The organism is Candidatus Poriferisodalis sp., from assembly GCF_965203655.1.
Lineage (GTDB): Bacteria > Actinomycetota > Acidimicrobiia > Acidimicrobiales > Poriferisodalaceae > Poriferisodalis.
Map to the genome: position 1 here is coordinate 5,999 of NZ_CBDBDD010000003.1, position 17,452 is coordinate 23,450.

Annotated in this window: 1 protein-coding gene (only partly in view); it reads right to left on the reverse strand. The window is 69.1% G+C overall.

Translation table 11 applies throughout. The annotated features are described in order from the left end of the window. Positions 1-17,452: the 3' portion of a fibronectin type III domain-containing protein gene (locus tag ACOGW9_RS01545; RefSeq protein WP_419907725.1), read on the reverse strand. It continues 15,266 nt past the right edge of the window; the window shows 17,452 of its 32,718 coding nt (coding positions 15,267-32,718); the start codon falls outside the window, past its right edge; its stop codon occupies positions 1-3.

Sequence of the window (17,452 nt, forward strand, 5' to 3'; positions counted from 1 at the left end):
TCACGGTTGAGCGGCGGGCAGGGTGGTGACGGTCGCGTGGGTGCGCTCGCCTTTGCCGGCGTCGTTCTGGGCTCGCACCCAGACCTCGTAGGCGGTGCCGGGTTCCAGGTTGCGGAAGATGGTGGTGAGCTTGCCTGCTTGGGGGCGGTGGGTTTTTCCGTTGCCGCCGCCGCCGGGTTTGATGTGCACGATGTAGCGGTGGGGGGCGCCGCCGGACTGGGGGGCGTGCCAGGTGACGGTCACGTTCTTCTTGGCGGCGGTGAGTTGCAGGCCGCTCACGGGGCCGGGCAGCTCTGGGGGCGTGTCGCCTTGCTGGGCTTGGGGTTCGCGTTCCTGTTCGGGCACGAACTCCCGCGGCTCGGGTTGTTGGGGTTCGGGCTCTGCGGGTTCGGGCTGTTGGGGTTCGGGCTGCGGCTGCTGGGTCGGCGGGTCGTGTTGCTGCTGGGGTTGGGGGGCGGTTTGGGTGATGTCGATGCGGTAGTTGGTGCGGCTGCCGCCGCTGGTCGCCATGAGCCACAGCTCGGTGGGGCCGCCGTCGGGTGCGAGGGCCAGCTCGACTGGCGTGCCGGAGGGGCGTATGCGGGCGGGGCGGGTGTAGGTGGCGGCGCCCCAGCGTGATCCGGCGAGCACGTTCGCCTCGCTGTGCCATGTCGGGGTGAGGGTCACCGTTGCGGTGCCTGCGGGGACTGTGGCCCGGTAGATGGTCACGCCCGGGGCGAAGGCCGGGCTGAGCGGCACTGTCTGGGTGCCGGCTGTGAGGGCGATGCCGCACAGCGGTGAGCTGTCGGTCTCGCACTCGGGCAGCTCGGGCTGCTGCTGCTGGGGCTGCTGGTCTTGGCGGGGCCGTTCGACGCGTCGGGGTTCGCGGTCTGTCGACGCTTCGCCGCGTGTGACGGTGAGTGTGTACTCGCGTGGTGCGGGCGCTTTGGGTGCGTCGACTTCGAGGGTGATGACGTTGTCGCCGATCTCGAGCGGCACGTCCGCTGCGGAGGTGGCTGTGTCCACGGGCCTGCCGTTGACTTTGGCTTCGGCGGCGGAGTACGCGGTGGCGGCCGTCACGGTGATGCGTGCCACGTCGTGGGGGACGCTCAGCGCGAAGCTGCCGCTGGGCGAGGAGATGTCCACGGCGGTGGTCGGCAGGGTCTGGGCGGGGTCGGCGGGGGCGACGGTGAGCGCGCGCAGGTTGAGCCCGGCGGGTCCCATCAGTTGCAGATCTTGTGCTGTCAGCCGCGGCGCGTCGGTCCACGCCCCGATGGCGAGGTGTTCCACGTCGAGGCGCAGGCACAGCTTCGCGGTCGCCTGCTGGCCGCCGGGCGGTATCGCGAGGCTGTGCCCGCCGTAGAGCCGCGCAGCCCCCAGCGCGGTGCCCGCGGGCAGGCAGTCGCCCCAGTAGGCCGCGCCGACGCCGTCGATGCTGAGATTCACCGTGATGCCCGGCGTGCTGGGCCGGTCCAAGCGTGCGGTGATGTCCACCGTGCCGCCCGCGGCGGCGTCCTGGGGGTCCACGCTGAGCGTCAGCGCGGTGGGCGGGCTGTCGCCCAGCACCCGCACCGCAAAGGCGGACGCGGCGAGCCTGAGGCCGTTGGAGTCCGAGGTGCCCGCGGTAACCGTCATCGTGCGCCCCGCGGCCGCCGCGGTCGCGCACAGCCTCACCGTGGTCTCGGTCTCGCCGCGGGGGATGATGTCGGCCGTGCCGTGCTCCCAGGCGCAGTCGGGCCCCCAGCGCGCCCCGCCGCCGTCGCCAGAGGTGTCGAACCACACCTCAGTCGCCGTCAACGCCGGCCGGTCCAGCCGCGCGGTGACCGCCACCGAACCGCCCGCCGCCACAACAGCAACAGCAGACCCCCCAGGACGCGTCACATCCAACACCAACGACGACGGCGGCGACGGAGCGACAGGCGTGCCGGAACCGGTGGACCACCGCGCGGGAGTCTCACCGGCATAGGCGAGCGGACGCACCCGCACGTCATAGCTGTGGCCGTTGGCGAGCCCCTCGATGGTGTAGGCACAACAGATCGAATACAAGGTGTTGCGCGTACCCGAAATGACCTTGACGGGCTCCACCCAGCCCGTGAACGGGTTGCCCGGCGTGGTGGCGGCCGCGTCAGCCGCCGACGACGACTTCCAGTTCACCTCATAAGAAGCATTCGGACCCCACGGCCGGTTCCACGACAACGCCAGAGAACCGTCGCCGGGCTCCACCCTCACCACCAACCACCCCGACGGGCGGCTGTCTGCCGGCGGCGCACCCGGCACCACCGTCACCGCCACCGCCACCGACCCGATACTGGTAGAGGTCGGATAGCCGGCGGTGTCCGCGGACTGGGTGACCGCATGGCTGACCGTCGCGGTTCCCGCCGCCACACCGGTCACCGTGAACGTCCTGGCGGTGGACCAGTTGGTGGGGGTGAACGTGTAAGTGGCAGGGGCGACGGTGGCCTTGCCGGCCGCACCCGACGTGGCCGACACCACCACATTGCCGGCGGGTTTGGTGTCCAGCACCAGCGTGTAGGTGGCGGTGTTGGATGCGCCGGCGGCTTCGGTCACCGACACCGACGATTTGCTGACCGATATCCCGGCGGTGTCGTCATCGGTGATCGTCACCGTCGCGGTATCCTTTCCCGTCCCCTCCTTGACCCAGCCCGACGCCGAAGTGGCGACAGTGATCGTGAACGTCTCGTTGTTCTCATCGAGGTCGTCGTCGACCAACGGCACCGACACCGTCGCCGTCGTCTGCCCGGCGTTCACGGTCACCGACGACGGGACAGTGCCGACGTCCGCCGCGGTGGCAGTAGAGGACCCGGTGTAGCCCGCAGCAACAGTGAACGCCACCCCGCCGGCGGGCGCCGCAGCCGACAAGGTGACCGTCAACGACGCCGACGCGCCCTCCGCAGCCGAAACGGTGGGGGTGATCTTGAACGTCTTGGCCTCGTCATCATCCACCGACACAGACACACCATCAATGGAGATGCTGTTGTAGTCGCCGTCGCTGGACGTCGCCGAATGCGAGACGGTGACCGACTCGTTGTCCGCGTCGCCGTCAGACACAGCCGTCACCGTGAACGTCTTCGTCGTAGACCAGTTGGCGGGGGTGAACGTGAACGACGTGGGCGCCACCGTCGCTGCGGCCGCGTCGCTGCTGCTGATCGTGACGGCCACGTTGCCGGTGGGTTTGGAGTCCAGCACCAGCGTGTAAGTAGCGGTGTTCGATGTGCCCGCCGCTTCGGTCACCGACACGGCGGACTCCGACACGGTGACCCCGGCGGTGTCGTTGTCGGTGATCGTGACCGTCGCCTTGTCTTTGCCTGAGCCCTTGACCGTCCAGCCCGACACCGACGTGGCGATGGTGATGGTGAACGTCTCGTCGTCCTCGTCGAGGTCGTCATCGACCAACGGCACCGTCACCGTCGCGGTGGTCTGACCCGACGAGACAGTCACCGGGCTGGTGATCGACCCGACGTCCGCGGCGGTGGCGGTGGAGGGGCTGGTGTAGCCCGCAGCAACAGTGAACGCCACCCCCGAAGACGGCGCCGCCTCACCCAGAGTGATCGTCAGCGAAGCACTGGCGCCCTCTGCCGCCGACGCGGTGGGGGTGATCTCGAAGGTCTTGGCGGTCACCGTCACCGCCACCGACCCGATGCTGGTGGAGGTCGGATACCCGGCGGTGTCCGCGGACTGGGTGACCGCATGGGTGACCGTCGCGGTCCCCGCTGCCACACCGGTGACGGTGAACGGCTTGGCGGTGTTCCAGTTGGTGGGGGTGAACGTGAACGACGCCGGCGTGACGGTGGCCTTGCCGGCCGCACCAGACGTGGCGCTGACCGTGACGTTGCCGGCGGGTTTGGAGTCCAGCACCAACGTGTAAGTCGCGGTCGAACCCGCTGAGACCGCCACCGACGATTTGGACACCGATATCCCGGCGGTGTCGTCGTCGGTGATCGTGACCGTGGCGGTGTCCTTGCCTGTCCCCTCCTTGACCCAGCCCGACGCCGAAGTGGCGACGGTGATCGTGAACGTCTCGTTGTCCTCGTCGAGGTCGTCGTCGACCAACGGCACGGTGACCGTGGCGGTGGTCTGCCCGGCGTTCACGGTCACCGACGACGGAACAGTGCCGACGTCCGCGGCGGTGGCAGTGGAGGACCCGGCGTAGCCCGCAGTGACGGTGAACGCCACCCCACCGGCGGGCGCCGCAGCCGACAAGGTGACCGTCAACGACGCCGACGCGCCCTCCGCAGCCGACACGGTGGGGGTGATCTTGAACGTCTTGGCCTCGTCGTCATCGACGGTCACCGACACAGACCCGATGGAGATGTTGTTGTAACCCGCGTCGGTGCTGGTGGCCGAATGGGAGACGGTGACCGTCTCGTCCTCCGCGTCGCCGTCGGCCACTGCCGTGACGGTGAACGTCTTGGGGGTGTTCCAGTTCGTCGGGGTGAACATGAACGACGTCGGCGCGACGGTGGCTGCGGCCGTGTCGCTGCTGCTGACCGTGACGGCCACGTTGCCGGTGGGTTTGGAGTCCAGCACCAGCGTGTAGGTGGCGGTGTTGGAGGTGCCGGCGGCTTCGGTCACCGACACGCTGCTCGTCGACAATGTGACCCCCGCGGTGTCGTCGTCGGTGATGGTGACGGTGGCTTTGTCATCGCCTGAGCCCTTGACTGTCCAGCCCGACGCTGAAGTGGCGATGGTGATGGTGAACGTCTCGTCGTCCTCATCCAAGTCGTCGTCTGTGAGGGGCACGGTGACCGTGGCGGTGGTCTGGCCCGACGCCACCGTGACGGGGCTGGTGATCGACCCGACATCCGCCGCGGTAGCAGTCGACGGGCTGGTGTAGCCCGCGGTGACGGTGAACGCCACCCCCGAAGACGGCGCCGCCTCACCCAAAGTGATCGTCAACGAAGCATTAGCCCCCTCCGCAGCCGAGGCGGTGGAGGTGATCTCGAAGGTCTTGGCGGTGGCGGCTGTGGGTGTGCCCGAACCGGTGACCCAGACGCTTTTGCCGACCGCGTTGACGGCCCGGACCCGCACGTCATAGGCGGTGCCGTCGGTCAGCGAAGTGATCTGCGCTGTCGTGGCGGTGCCCGTGTGTGTTACTGGCACCCAGCCGGTGGCCGCATCACCGGGGGTGGTGGCGGCCGCATCAGCAGCCGTGGCGGTCTTGTAGGCCACGTCGTAGCCGGTGATTGCTGCGCCGCGGCCGCCGGCGTCGGCGGGTTCGAGCCACTCCACGGTCAGCTTGGCGGCTGCGGCGGTCACCGCCGGGCTGTTGGACGGCGCCAGCAGCTCGACGGTGACGGCCTGGTCGTCGGTCCACGACGGGCCGCCGCTCCAGTAGTAGAGACCCCGGAACCCCGACGACAGCTCATAGGAGGCGCCGGCGGCGCCGCCGATGCGCAGCTTCGTGTCCCGCAGCCCCTGGGGCAGGTTCCCGCCGGCGGACAGCCTCAAATTCAGGTTGCCGCCCGAGTCGACAAACAGCTCGGTCACCCGCAGCGACTTGCCGCCAAAGGAGAACCGGTCGCCGCCAAGCCCGCTGCCGCAGGCGTCGAGCCCGCCCGCAGCGTTGTCACAGCCCCGGTCGGAACCGTCGGCGTCGACCGTCAACGTCGTCGACCACACCGCCGCGTCAGGGCCGCCCGGCGCGCCCGGATCACCCCAAGTCGTGACAGCGGCCTGCGGAGACGAGTTCCCAATCACCGTGGAACCGGACTTCACCACCAGATGGGCCCGCACCAGATACTGCGTCGCCTTCGCGAACCCGACGAGCACATGAGAACCCGCGGTCGACGACGTGTCACGCGACACACCCGACGGAAAACTGTGAGCAGTCCCCCGCGACGGCCACTCAGCCGACGCCGTCTTGACCTGCACCACCACGTCATAGACAGCCGCGTCAGGATTCGTGGTGACCACAGTCACCTTCGGGGTGCCGTCACTGTGGCCCCCCGCCGTCACCGCGACCCCCACAGCCGGATAGGCCCGCTCGACGGTGACGGTGTAGGCCTTGACAGTGGCGCCGTCCACCGCGGTCACCACGACCGGAACCACGTTCTCGCCCCAGTCCAGGCTCACCTGCCGGACCGTGCCGCTCTGCCCGCCGATCGACACCGAGGCGTCGGGCACCCGCGGCGTGGCCCACACCTTCACCGCCGACACGTCCTCGTCCACCTCCACCACGAACCGCGTGCCCCCCGACCCCTGACGGCTCAACCCCAGACGCGCATTCGTCGCGTCGTCAGCCAACGTCACCCGCAGCCCCTGAAGAGACGCGTCGTCGCGGGCCTCGTCATCATCCACCGACACAGACACCGACCCGATCGAGACGCCGCGGTAATCGGAGTCCCTGGACGTCGCCGTGTGGCTGATGGTGACCGACTCGTCGTCGGCGTCGCCGTCAGACACACCCGTCACCGTGAACGTCCTGGCCATGTTCCAGTTGGTGGGGGTGAACGTGTGGGTGGTGGGCGCCACCGTGGCTGCGGCCGTGTCGCTGCTGCTGACCGTGACGGCCACGTTGCGGGTGGGCTCAGAGTCCAGCACCAACGTATAAGTCGCGGTGTTCGACGCGCCCGCCGCCTCGGTCACCGACACGGCGGACTTGCTGACGGTGACCCCGGCGGTGTCGTCATCGGTGATCGTCACGGTGGCTTTGTCTTTGCCCGAGCCCTTCACCGTCCAGCCCGACACCGAAGTAGCGACCGTGATCGTGAACGTCTCGTCGTCCTCATCAAGGTCATCATCCACCAACGGCACCGTCACCGTCGCCGTCGTCTCACCCGACGCCACCGTGACGGGGCTGGTGATCGACCCGACATCCGCCGCGGTGGCAGTCGACGGGCTGGTGTAGCCCGCAGCAACAGTGAACGCCACCCCCGCGGACGGCGCGGCCTCACCCAAAGTGACCGTCAGCGAAGCATTGGCGCCCTCCGCCGCCGACACCGCAGAGGTGACCTCGAACGTCTTGGCGGTGACCGTCACCGCCACGCCGTCGATGCTCGTGGACGTCGGATAGCCCCCGGTGTCGGCGCTCTGGGTTACGGCGTGGCTCACGGTCGCGGTCCCCGCCGCCACGCCGGTGACCGTGAACCGCTTCGCCGTCGACCAGTTCGCCGGCGTGAACGTGTGGGTGGCAGGCATCACGGTGGCCTTGCCGGTCGCGCCAGACGTGGCCGACACGACCACGTTCCCGGCGGGTTTGGCGTCCAGCACCAGCGTGTAGGTCGCGGTCGAACCCGCCGAGACCGCCACGCTGGACTTCGACACGGTGACCCCGGCAGTGTCGTCATCGGTGATCGTGACCGTCGCGGTGTCCTTGCCGGCCCCCTCCTTCGTCCACCCCGACGCGGCGGTGGCGACGGTGACGGTGAACGTCTCGTCGTCCTCGTCGAGATCGTCGGCGACCAAAGGCACGGTGACGGTGGCGGTGGTCTGGCCCGCGGCGACGGTCACCGAGGAGGGGACCGTGCCCACGTCCGCGGAGGTGGCGGTGGACGGGCTGGCGTAGCCCGCGGTGACGGCGAACGCCACCCCCGAGGCGGGAGCCGCGGCCGACAGGGTGACCGTCAGCGACGCCGACGCCCCCTCCGCAGCGGAGGCGGTGGGGGTGATCTTGAACGTCTTGGCCTCGTCATCATCGACCGACACCGCCACCGACCCGATCGAGATGCTGTTGTAGTCGCTGTCGGTGCTGGTGGCCGAGTGGCTGACGGTGACCGACTCGTCCTCCGCGTCCGCGTCGGCCACGCCGGTCACGGTGAACGTCTTGACCGTCGACCAGTTCGCCGGGGTGAACGTGAACGACGTCGGCGCCACCGTCGCCGCGGCGGCGTCGCTGCTGCTGATCGAAACAGCCACGTCGTGGGTGGGCTTGGAGTCCAGCACCAGCGTGTAGGCGGCCGTGTTCGACGCGCCCGACGCTTCGGTCACCGACACGCTGGACTTCGACACGGTGACCCCGGCGGTGTCGTCGTCGGTGATCGTGACCGTCGCGGTGTCCTTGCCTGCCCCCTCCTTCGTCCAGCCCGACACCGAAGTGCTGATGGTGACGGTGAACGTCTCGTCGTCCTCGTCGAGGTCGTCGTCGACCAACGGCACCGTGACCGTCGCGGTCGTCTCACCGGCGGCGACGGTCACCGAGGACGGAACCGTCCCCACATCCGCGGCCACCGCGGTGGACGGGTCGGTGTAGCCCGCAGTGACGGTGAACGCCACCCCGCCGGCGGGCGCCGCCTCGCCCAAAGTGACCGTCAACGAAGCGTCGGCGCCCTCCGCCGCCGAGGCGGTGGAGGTGACCTCGAAGGTCTTGGCGGTGGCGGCTGTGGGGGTGCCCGAACCGGTGATCCAGACGCTGTTGCCCACGGCGTTGGCGGCACGCACCCGCACGTCATAGGCCGTGCCGTCGGTCAGCGAAGTGATCTCGGCGGTGGTGGCCGTGCCCGAATGGGACACTGGCACCCAGCCCGTCGACGCATCACCGGGGGTCGTCGCAGCCGCATCAGCAGCAGAGCCGGTCTTGTAGGCCACGTCGTAGCCGGTGATGGTTGCGCCGCGGCCGCCGGCGTCGGCGGGTGTGAGCCACTCGACGGTCAGCTTGCCGGCTGCGGCGGTCACCGCCGGGCTGTTCGACGGTGCCAACAGCTCGATCGACACGGCCTGGTCGTCGGTCCATGACGGCCCCCCCGACCAGTAGTAGAGACCCCGGAACCCCGACGACAGCGCATAGGTGCTGCCGGCGGCGGCGCCGATGCGCAGCTTCGTGTTCCGCAGCCCCTGGGGCAGGTTCCCGCCGGTGGACAGCCTCAAGTTCAGGTTGCCGCCCGAGTCGACATACAACTCCGTCACCCGCAGCGACTTGCCGCCGAAGGAGAACCGGTCGCTGCCAAGCCCGCTCCCGCAGGCGTCCAACCCGCCCGCAGCGTTGTCGCAGCCCCTGACGGAACCGTCGGCGTCGACCGTCAACGTCGTCGACCACACCGCCGCGTCAGGACCGCCCGGCGCGCCCGGATCACCCCAAGTCGTGACAGCCTTCTGCGAAGACGAGTTCTCAATCACCGTGGAACCGGACTTCAACACCGCATGGGCCCGCACCAGATACTGCGCCGCCTTGGGGAACCCGATGAACACATGAGAGCCCGCGGTCGACCCCGCCGCGTCACGCGACACCCCCGCCGGCAGACTGTGAACAGCCCCCCGCGACGCCCACGACCCCGACTTCGTCTTGATCTGCACCACCACGTCATAGACAGCCGCATCAGGATTCGTCGTCGCCACAGTCACCTTCGGGGTGCCGTCGCTGTGCGCCCCCGCCGTCACCGACGTCAGCCCCGCAACCGGATAGGCGCGCTCGACGGTGACGGTGTAGGCCTTGACAGTGACGCCGTCCGCGGCGGTGACCACGATCGGGACCACGTTCTCGCCCCAGTCCAGGCTCACCTGCCGGACCGTGCCGCTCTGGCCGCCGATCGACACCGAGGCGTTGGTCACCCGCGGCGTGGCCCACACCTTCACCGCGGACACGTCCTCGTCCACCTTCACCGCGAACCGCGTGCCCCCCGACCCCTGAGGGCTCAACGCCAGACGCGCATTCGTCGCGTCGTCGGCCAACGTCACCCGCAGCCCCTGAAGGAACGCGTCGTCGCGGGCCTCGTCATCATCGACGGTCACCGACACCGACCCGATCGAGACGCCGCGGTAATCGCCGTCGCTGGACGTCGCCGAATGCGAGACGGTGACCGACTCGTCGTCCGCGTCGCCGTCAGACACACCCGCCACGGTGAACGTCTTCGCCGTAGACCAGTTGACGGGAGTGAACGTGAACGACCTCGGCGCCACCGTCGCCGCGGCCGCGTCGCTGCTCCTGATCGAAACGGCCACGTCATGGGTGGGCTCGGAGTCCAGCACCAGCGTGTACTCAGCCGTGTTCGACGCGCCCGATGCCTCGGTCACCGACACGGCGGACTTCGACACCGACACCCCGGCGGTGTCGTCATCGGTGATCGTCACCGTCGCGGTGTCCTTGCCCGAACCCTTCACCGTCCAGCCCGACACTGAAGTGGCGACCGTGACCGTGAACGTCTCGTCGTCCTCATCCAAGTCGTCGTCTGTGAGGGGCACCGTCACCGTCGCGGTGGTCTCACCAGAGGAGACAGTCACCGACGACGGAACAGTGCCCACATCCGCCGCGGTCGCAGTCGACGGGTCGGTGTAGCCCGCAGCAACAGTGAACGCCACCCCCGAAGACGGCGCCGCCTCACCCAAAGTGATCGTCAGCGAAGCACTGGCACCCTCTGCCGCCGAGGCCGTCGAGGTGATCTCGAAGGTCTTGGCGGTCACCGTCACCGCCACCGACCCGATGCTGGTGGAGGTCGGATACCCGGCGGTGTCCGCGGACTGGGTGACCGCATGGGTGACCGTCGCGGTCCCCGCTGCCACGCCGGTGACGGTGAACGGCTTGGCGGTGTTCCAGTTGGTGGGGGTGAACGTGAACGACGCCGGCGTGACGGTGGCCTTGCCGGCCGCACCAGACGTGGCGCTGACCGTGACGTTGCCGGCGGGTTTGGAGTCCAGCACCAACGTGTAAGTCGCGGTCGAACCCGCTGAGACCGCCACCGACGATTTGGACACCGATATCCCGGCGGTGTCGTCGTCGGTGATCGTGACCGTGGCGGTGTCCTTGCCTGTCCCCTCCTTGACCCAGCCCGACGCCGAAGTGGCGACGGTGATCGTGAACGTCTCGTTGTCCTCGTCGAGGTCGTCGTCGACCAACGGCACGGTGACCGTGGCGGTGGTCTGCCCGGCGTTCACGGTCACCGACGACGGAACAGTGCCGACGTCCGCGGCGGTGGCAGTGGAGGACCCGGCGTAGCCCGCAGTGACGGTGAACGCCACCCCACCGGCGGGCGCCGCAGCCGACAAGGTGACCGTCAACGACGCCGACGCGCCCTCCGCAGCCGACACGGTGGGGGTGATCTTGAACGTCTTGGCCTCGTCGTCATCGACGGTCACCGACACAGACCCGATGGAGATGTTGTTGTAACCCGCGTCGGTGCTGGTGGCCGAATGGGAGACGGTGACCGTCTCGTCCTCCGCGTCGCCGTCGGCCACTGCCGTGACGGTGAACGTCTTGGGGGTGTTCCAGTTCGTCGGGGTGAACCTGTAAGTGGTGGGCGCGACGGTGGCTGCGGCCGTGTCGCTGCTGCTGATCGTGACGGCCACGTTGCCGGTGGGTTTGGAGTCCAGCACCAGCGTGTAAGTAGCGGTGTTCGATGCGCCTGTCGCTTCGGTCACCGACACGCTGCTCGTCGACAATGTGACCCCCGCGGTGTCGTCATCGGTGATGGTGACGGTGGCTTTGTCATCGCCTGAGCCCTTGACTGTCCAGCCCGACGCTGAAGTGGCGATGGTGATGGTGAACGTCTCGTCGTCCTCATCCAAGTCGTCGTCTGTGAGGGGCACGGTGACCGTGGCGGTGGTCTGGCCCGACGCCACCGTGACGGGGCTGGTGATCGACCCGACATCCGCCGCGGTAGCAGTCGACGGGCTGGTGTAGCCCGCGGTGACGGTGAACGCCACCCCCGAAGACGGCGCCGCCTCACCCAAAGTGATCGTCAACGAAGCATTAGCCCCCTCCGCAGCCGAGGCGGTGGAGGTGATCTCGAACGTCTTGTCGGTCACCGTCACCGCCACCGAACCGATACTGGTAGAGGTCGGATACCCGCCGGTGTCGGCGCTCTGGGTTATGGCGTGGCTGATCGTCGCGGTGCCGTCCGCCACACCGGTCACCGTGAACTCTTTCGCGGTCGACCAGTTCGCAGGGGTGAACGTGCGGGCGGCGGGCGAGACCGTCGCCTTGCCGGCCGCGCTCGACGTGGCCGACACGACCACGTTCCCTGCGGGTTTGGTGTCCAGCACCAGCGTGTAGGTGGCGGTGCCGCCTGAGCTCAGCGCCACGCTGGACTTGCTGACCGTGACCCCGGCGGTGTCGTTGTCGGTGATGGTGACCGTTGCGGTGTCCTTGCCCGTCCCTTCCTTGGCCCAGCCCGACGCGGCGGTGGCGATCGTGATCGTGAACGTCTCGTCGTCCTCATCAAGGTCGTCATCGACCAAAGGCACGGTGACGGTGGCAGTGGTCTGGCCAGAGGAGACAGTCACCGAGGACGGGACCGTGCCCACGTCCGCGGCCACCGCGGTAGAGGGGCTGGTGTAGCCGGCAGCAACGGTGAACGCCACCCCCGAAGACGGCGCCGCCTCACTCAAAGTCACCGTCAACGAAGCACTGGCACCCTCCGCCGCCGACACCGCCGAGGTGATCTCGAACGTCTTGTTTGGGGGGGTGCTTTGGCCGGTGATCCAGACGCTGTTGCCGACCGCGTTGGCGGCGCGGACCCGCACGTCATAGGCCGTGCCGTTGGTCAGGCCGGTGATCTCGACAGTCGTGGCGGTGCCCGAATGGGACACCGGCACCCAGCCGGTGGACGGGTCGCCCGCGGTGGCGGTCTGGTCGGCCGCGGTGGTGGTCTTGTACTGGACCTCGTAGCCGGTGACTGTTGCGCCCTGCCCGCCGGGGTCTGCGGGCGCGAACCAGCCGACAGCCAGTTTCGTGTGGCCGACGGTCAGTATCGGGGTGCTCGACGGGGCCAGCAGCTCGATCGTGACCTGCTGGTCGTCGGTCCATGTCGGGCCGCCGGTCCAAGTGTGGAGCTTGCCGGGGTCGCTCAGCGGGTAGCTGGTGCCGTTGGTGCCGCCGATGCGCAGTTTCGCGGCTCGCAGGCCCGCAGGGGCGTCGCCGACGGTCTTGAGCCTCAGGTTCAGGTTGCCGCCGGCGTCCACATACAGCTCGGTGACCTCCAGCGTCTTGCCGCCGAAGGAGAACCCGTCGCTGCCCAGCGCGTCGGCGCAGTCGTCCAATCCGCCCGGAGCGTTGTCGCAGCCCCTGTCGGCGCCGTCGGCGTCGACGGTGAGCGTCGTCGACCACGCCGCAGTGTCGGGGCCGCCCGGCGCGCCGGGAACATTCCAGGCGGTGAACGCTTTCTCAGACGACGAGTCGTCGAACACGGCGGGGGTGGCGGCCTTGGTCACCAGATGCGCGCGCACCTGATAGGCCGTGCCCTTGGCGAGGCCGACGAGCACGTGGCTGTCGGCGGTGCTCGACGACGCACGCGACACGCCCGACGGCAGGCTGTGAGCCGCGGCCCGCGCCGGCCACGCAGCCGACGCTTCTTTGACCTGCACGACCACGTCGTAGGCAGCGGCGTCGGGGTTGGAGGTGACCACGGTGGCCTTGGGGGTGCCGTCGCTGTGGGCGCCCGCCACAGCCGAGGTGACCCTCGGCAGCGGGTAGGCGCGTTTCGCGACGATCGTGTACGTCTTGGCAGTCGTGCCGTCCACCGCGGTCACCACCACCGTGACCGTGTTGTCGCCGTAGCCGAGCGCCACGACCTTGCTGCCGCCCGAGGTGCCGTCGATGGTGACCGCCGCCCCCGCAGCGGTCGGCTCGGCGGTGACCTTCACCTCTGTGACGTCGTCGTCGACACGGACCGTGAACCTCGACCCCAGCGTCGGCCGCCGCGGCGTCAACTCAACAGCCGTGCCCTCCGCGTCGGTCAAGGTCACCTCCAACGACTTCAACGACGCATCAGAGGGATCCGCGGGAACACCCGACCCCGACGCCCACGAGCTCGCGCCGGCCGCGTTGGCGGCGCGGACCCGTACGTCGTAGGACGTGCCGTTGACCAGACGCCCGATCGTCGCTGCTGTCGTCGCGGGGCTAGGCACGACGTCCACCCAGCCCGTCGCCGGGTCCCGCCCCGGCGACGCCCGATCAGGCGCCGAGCCCGCCTTGTACTCCACCTCATAGCCGGCGAGGCTCGCACCGCCGGTATCGGCGGGCGCCTCCCACGACAGAACCAGCTTCGAGTCGCCCCCGGCCACGACCAGGCCAGTGGGAGGCCCCGGGTCGTCCCAGGTCACGACCTTGGTCTCAGCGCTCGACGCCTCCACAACCGACTGCGGCGGCGACTTCGTCACCAGATGGGCGCGCACCACGTACTCGGTGCCCTTGTCCAGACCCGTGCCGACATAGATCCTGCCCGCACCCACCGGGACACCAGCACCAGCGACACCGCGAGCAGCCCATTCCGACCCAGCCGACCTCTCGCGCACCTGGAGCACCACCGCGTAACGGCTCGCATCAGGATTGGTGAAACTCACCAGAAGAGACGGCAACCCGCCGACACCCGCCCCCACCCTCACCGAATCCACAACCGGAACCGGCAACACCGTGCCCGAACCGGTCGCCCAGGGGCTTTGGCCTGCGGCGTTGGCGGCGCGCACCCGCACGTCGTAAGCAGTGCCCGCGGTCAGACCGGTGATCTCCGCAGCCGTGCCGGTGCCGGTGTGGCCGGCGTCCACCCAGCCGGTGGACGGGTCGCCGCCGGTGGCGGTCTGGTCGGGGGCTGTGGCGGTCTTGTAGGCCACGTCGTAGCCGGTCAAGGACGCGCCGGGCCCGCCGACATCGGACGGCGCGGTCCACGACAGAGCCAGCTTCGCGTCGCCGGCGGTCACGTCCAGATCGGTCGGAGGTCCCGGGTCGTCCCAGGTGACGACGCTCACCTCGTTGCTCGAGGCCTGGATCACTGTTCGGCCCGATTTCACCACCAGATGGGCGCGGACCAGATATTCGGTTCCCTTCTCCAGACCGGTGCCGAAGAAGAACAGGTCATGATCAACGCCCCGAGCGCCCCAGGCATCCGCTTTCTTCTTGACTTGGAATACCACCTCGTAGACATTCGTGTCCGGGTTGGAGTAGCTGAAGGTCAGCTTGGGTGTCCCGTCTGAATACACCCCGGCGCGAACCCACTTGACGACAGGAACAGGCCGAGTGTCCGCCGGCGTTGCAGAGCCGGTGATCCAGACGCTGTTGCCGACCGCGTTGGCGGCCCGGACCCGCACGTCGTAGCCGACCGCGTTCGTCAGACCTGTGATCTCGACTGTCGTGGCGGTGCCCGAATGGGAGGCGTCCACCCAGCCGGTGGCCGGGTCGGCGGGGGTGGCGGCCGCCTGATCGGCGGCCGAGGTCTGCTTGTACTGGACCTCGTAGCCGGTGACTGTTGCGCCCTGCCCGCCGGGGTCTGCGGGCGCGAACCAGCCGACAGCCAGTTTCGTGTGGCCGACGGTCAGTATCGGGGTGCTCGACGGTGCCAGCAACTCGATCGTGACGGTCTGGTCGTCGGTCCATGACGGGCCGCCGGTCCAGGTGTGGAGCTTGCCGGGGCCTTTTGTCAGCGGGTAGCTGGTGCCGTTGGTGCCGCCGATGCGCAGCTTGGCGGCTCGCAGGCCCGCGGGGGCGTCGCCGTCGGTGTTGACCCTCAGGTTGAGGCGGTCGCTGCCGTCCACGTACAGCTCGGCGACCTCCAGCGTCTTGCCGGCGAAGGGGAACTCGTCGCTGCTGAGCGCGTCGGCGCAGCCGTCCAATCCGCCCGGGGCGTTGTCGCAGCCCCTGTCGGCGCCGTCGGCGTCGACGGTCAGCGTCGTCGTCCACGCCGCGGTGTCGGGGCCGCCCGGAGCGCCGGGAACATTCCAGGCGGTGAACGCCTTCTCAGAGGACGAATCGTCGATGACAGCGGGGGTGGCGGCATTGGTGACCAGATGGGCCCGCACCTGATAGGCCGTGCCCTTGGCGAGGCCGATGAGCACGTGGCTGTCGGCGGTGCTCGACGACGCACGCGACACGCCCGCGGGCAGGCTGTGAGCCGCGGCCCGCGCCGGCCACGCAGAAGCCGACGCTTCTTTGACCTGCACGACGACGGTGTACGCGGCGCTGTCGGGGTTGGAGGTGACCACGGTGGCCTTGGGTGTGCCGTCGCTGTGGGCGCCCGCCGCGGCCGAGGTGACCCTCGGCACTGGGTAGGCGCGTTTCGCGACGATCGTGTAGGTCTTGGCAGTGGTGCCGTCAAGAGCGGTCACCACCACCGTGACCGTGTTGTCGCCGTAGCCGAGTGCCACGACTTTGGCGGCGCCGGGGGTGCCGTCGATGGTGACCGTCGCTCCCGCAGCGGTCGGCGTGGCGGAGACCCTCACCTCTGTGACGTCGTCGTCGACACGGGCCGTGAACCTCGACCCCAGCGTCAACCGCCGCGGCGTCAAGGGAACAACCGTGCCCCCGGCGTCAGTCAAAGCCACACCCAACGACTTCAGCGACGCATCAGTCCGATCCGCGGCAACGCCCGTGCTGGCCACCCAGGAACTCGCGCCGACGGGGTTGATGGCGCGGACCCGCACGTCATAGGACGTGCCGTTGACCAGACGCCCGATCGTCGCAGTCGCCGTCGCGGGGCTTGGCACGACGTCCACCCAGCCCGTCGACGGGTCCCGCCCCGGAGACGCCCGGTCAGGCGCCGAGTCCGCCTTGTAGGCCACCTCATAGCCGGTGAGGCTCACGCCGCCGGTGTCAGCGGGCGCCGTCCACGACAACACCAGCTTCGAGTCGCCCCCGGCCACATCCAGACCAGTGGGAGGCCCAGGGTCGTCCCAGGTCACGACCCTGGTCTCGGCGCTCGACGCCTCCACAACCGAGTTCGTCGACTTCACCACCAAATGGGCACGCACACCATAGGTGGTGCCCTTCTTCAAACCCGTGCCGACATAGGTCCTGCCAGGACCCAAACCGACACCAGCACCGGCAACGCCGCGGGCAGCCCACCCAGCGGATCCCTCGCGCACCTGAACCACCACCGCGTAACGGCTCGCATCAGGATTGGAGTAACTCACCAACAAGAACGGCAACCCACCACCAGCAGCCCCGACCCTCACCGAATCGACAACCGGCACAGCCAGATTCTCAGGCGTGCCCTGGCCCGCAGCCCAGGCGCTGCCGGGGCTGATGCCGTTGCGGGCCCGCACCCGCACGTCGTAGGCGGTGCCGTCGGTGAGCCCGGTGATCTCCGCCGTCGTGGCGGTGCCGGAGTGCCCGGCGTCCACCCAGCCGGCGGCCGGGGAGGGATCACTGCGAACCAGCGACACCTTGACCTTCTGGCCGTCGATCCACGACAGGGAGCTCCCCCAACGCGCGGCGCTGAAGTTCCTGAGTTCGTGGTTGAGCGGGAAACGCGAGCCGTCGATGACCAGCGAATAGTCCACGAGGTCACCGAAATCGGAGTCTGTGATCAGCTGCAACTCGCCGCTCTGCGAGTTGAGCGAGATGCCTCTGACTGTGTAGTCCACGCTGCCCAGGCTGAATTCGTCGTCGTCGAGAGCGACGTCACAGTTGGCCAGGAGGCTGAAGCTCTCGCAGCCGAAAATAGTGACGCGCTGGTCCACGGTCAGGGTGGCCTCCCACAGCACTGCGTCGCGGTCGGGGGCCGAGGCCTCCTTGTAGTTCACGTCGTAGCCGGTGACCGCCGCGCCCGTGCCGCCGGCGTCCGCGGGGGCGTCCCACTCGACGGTCAGCTTGCTT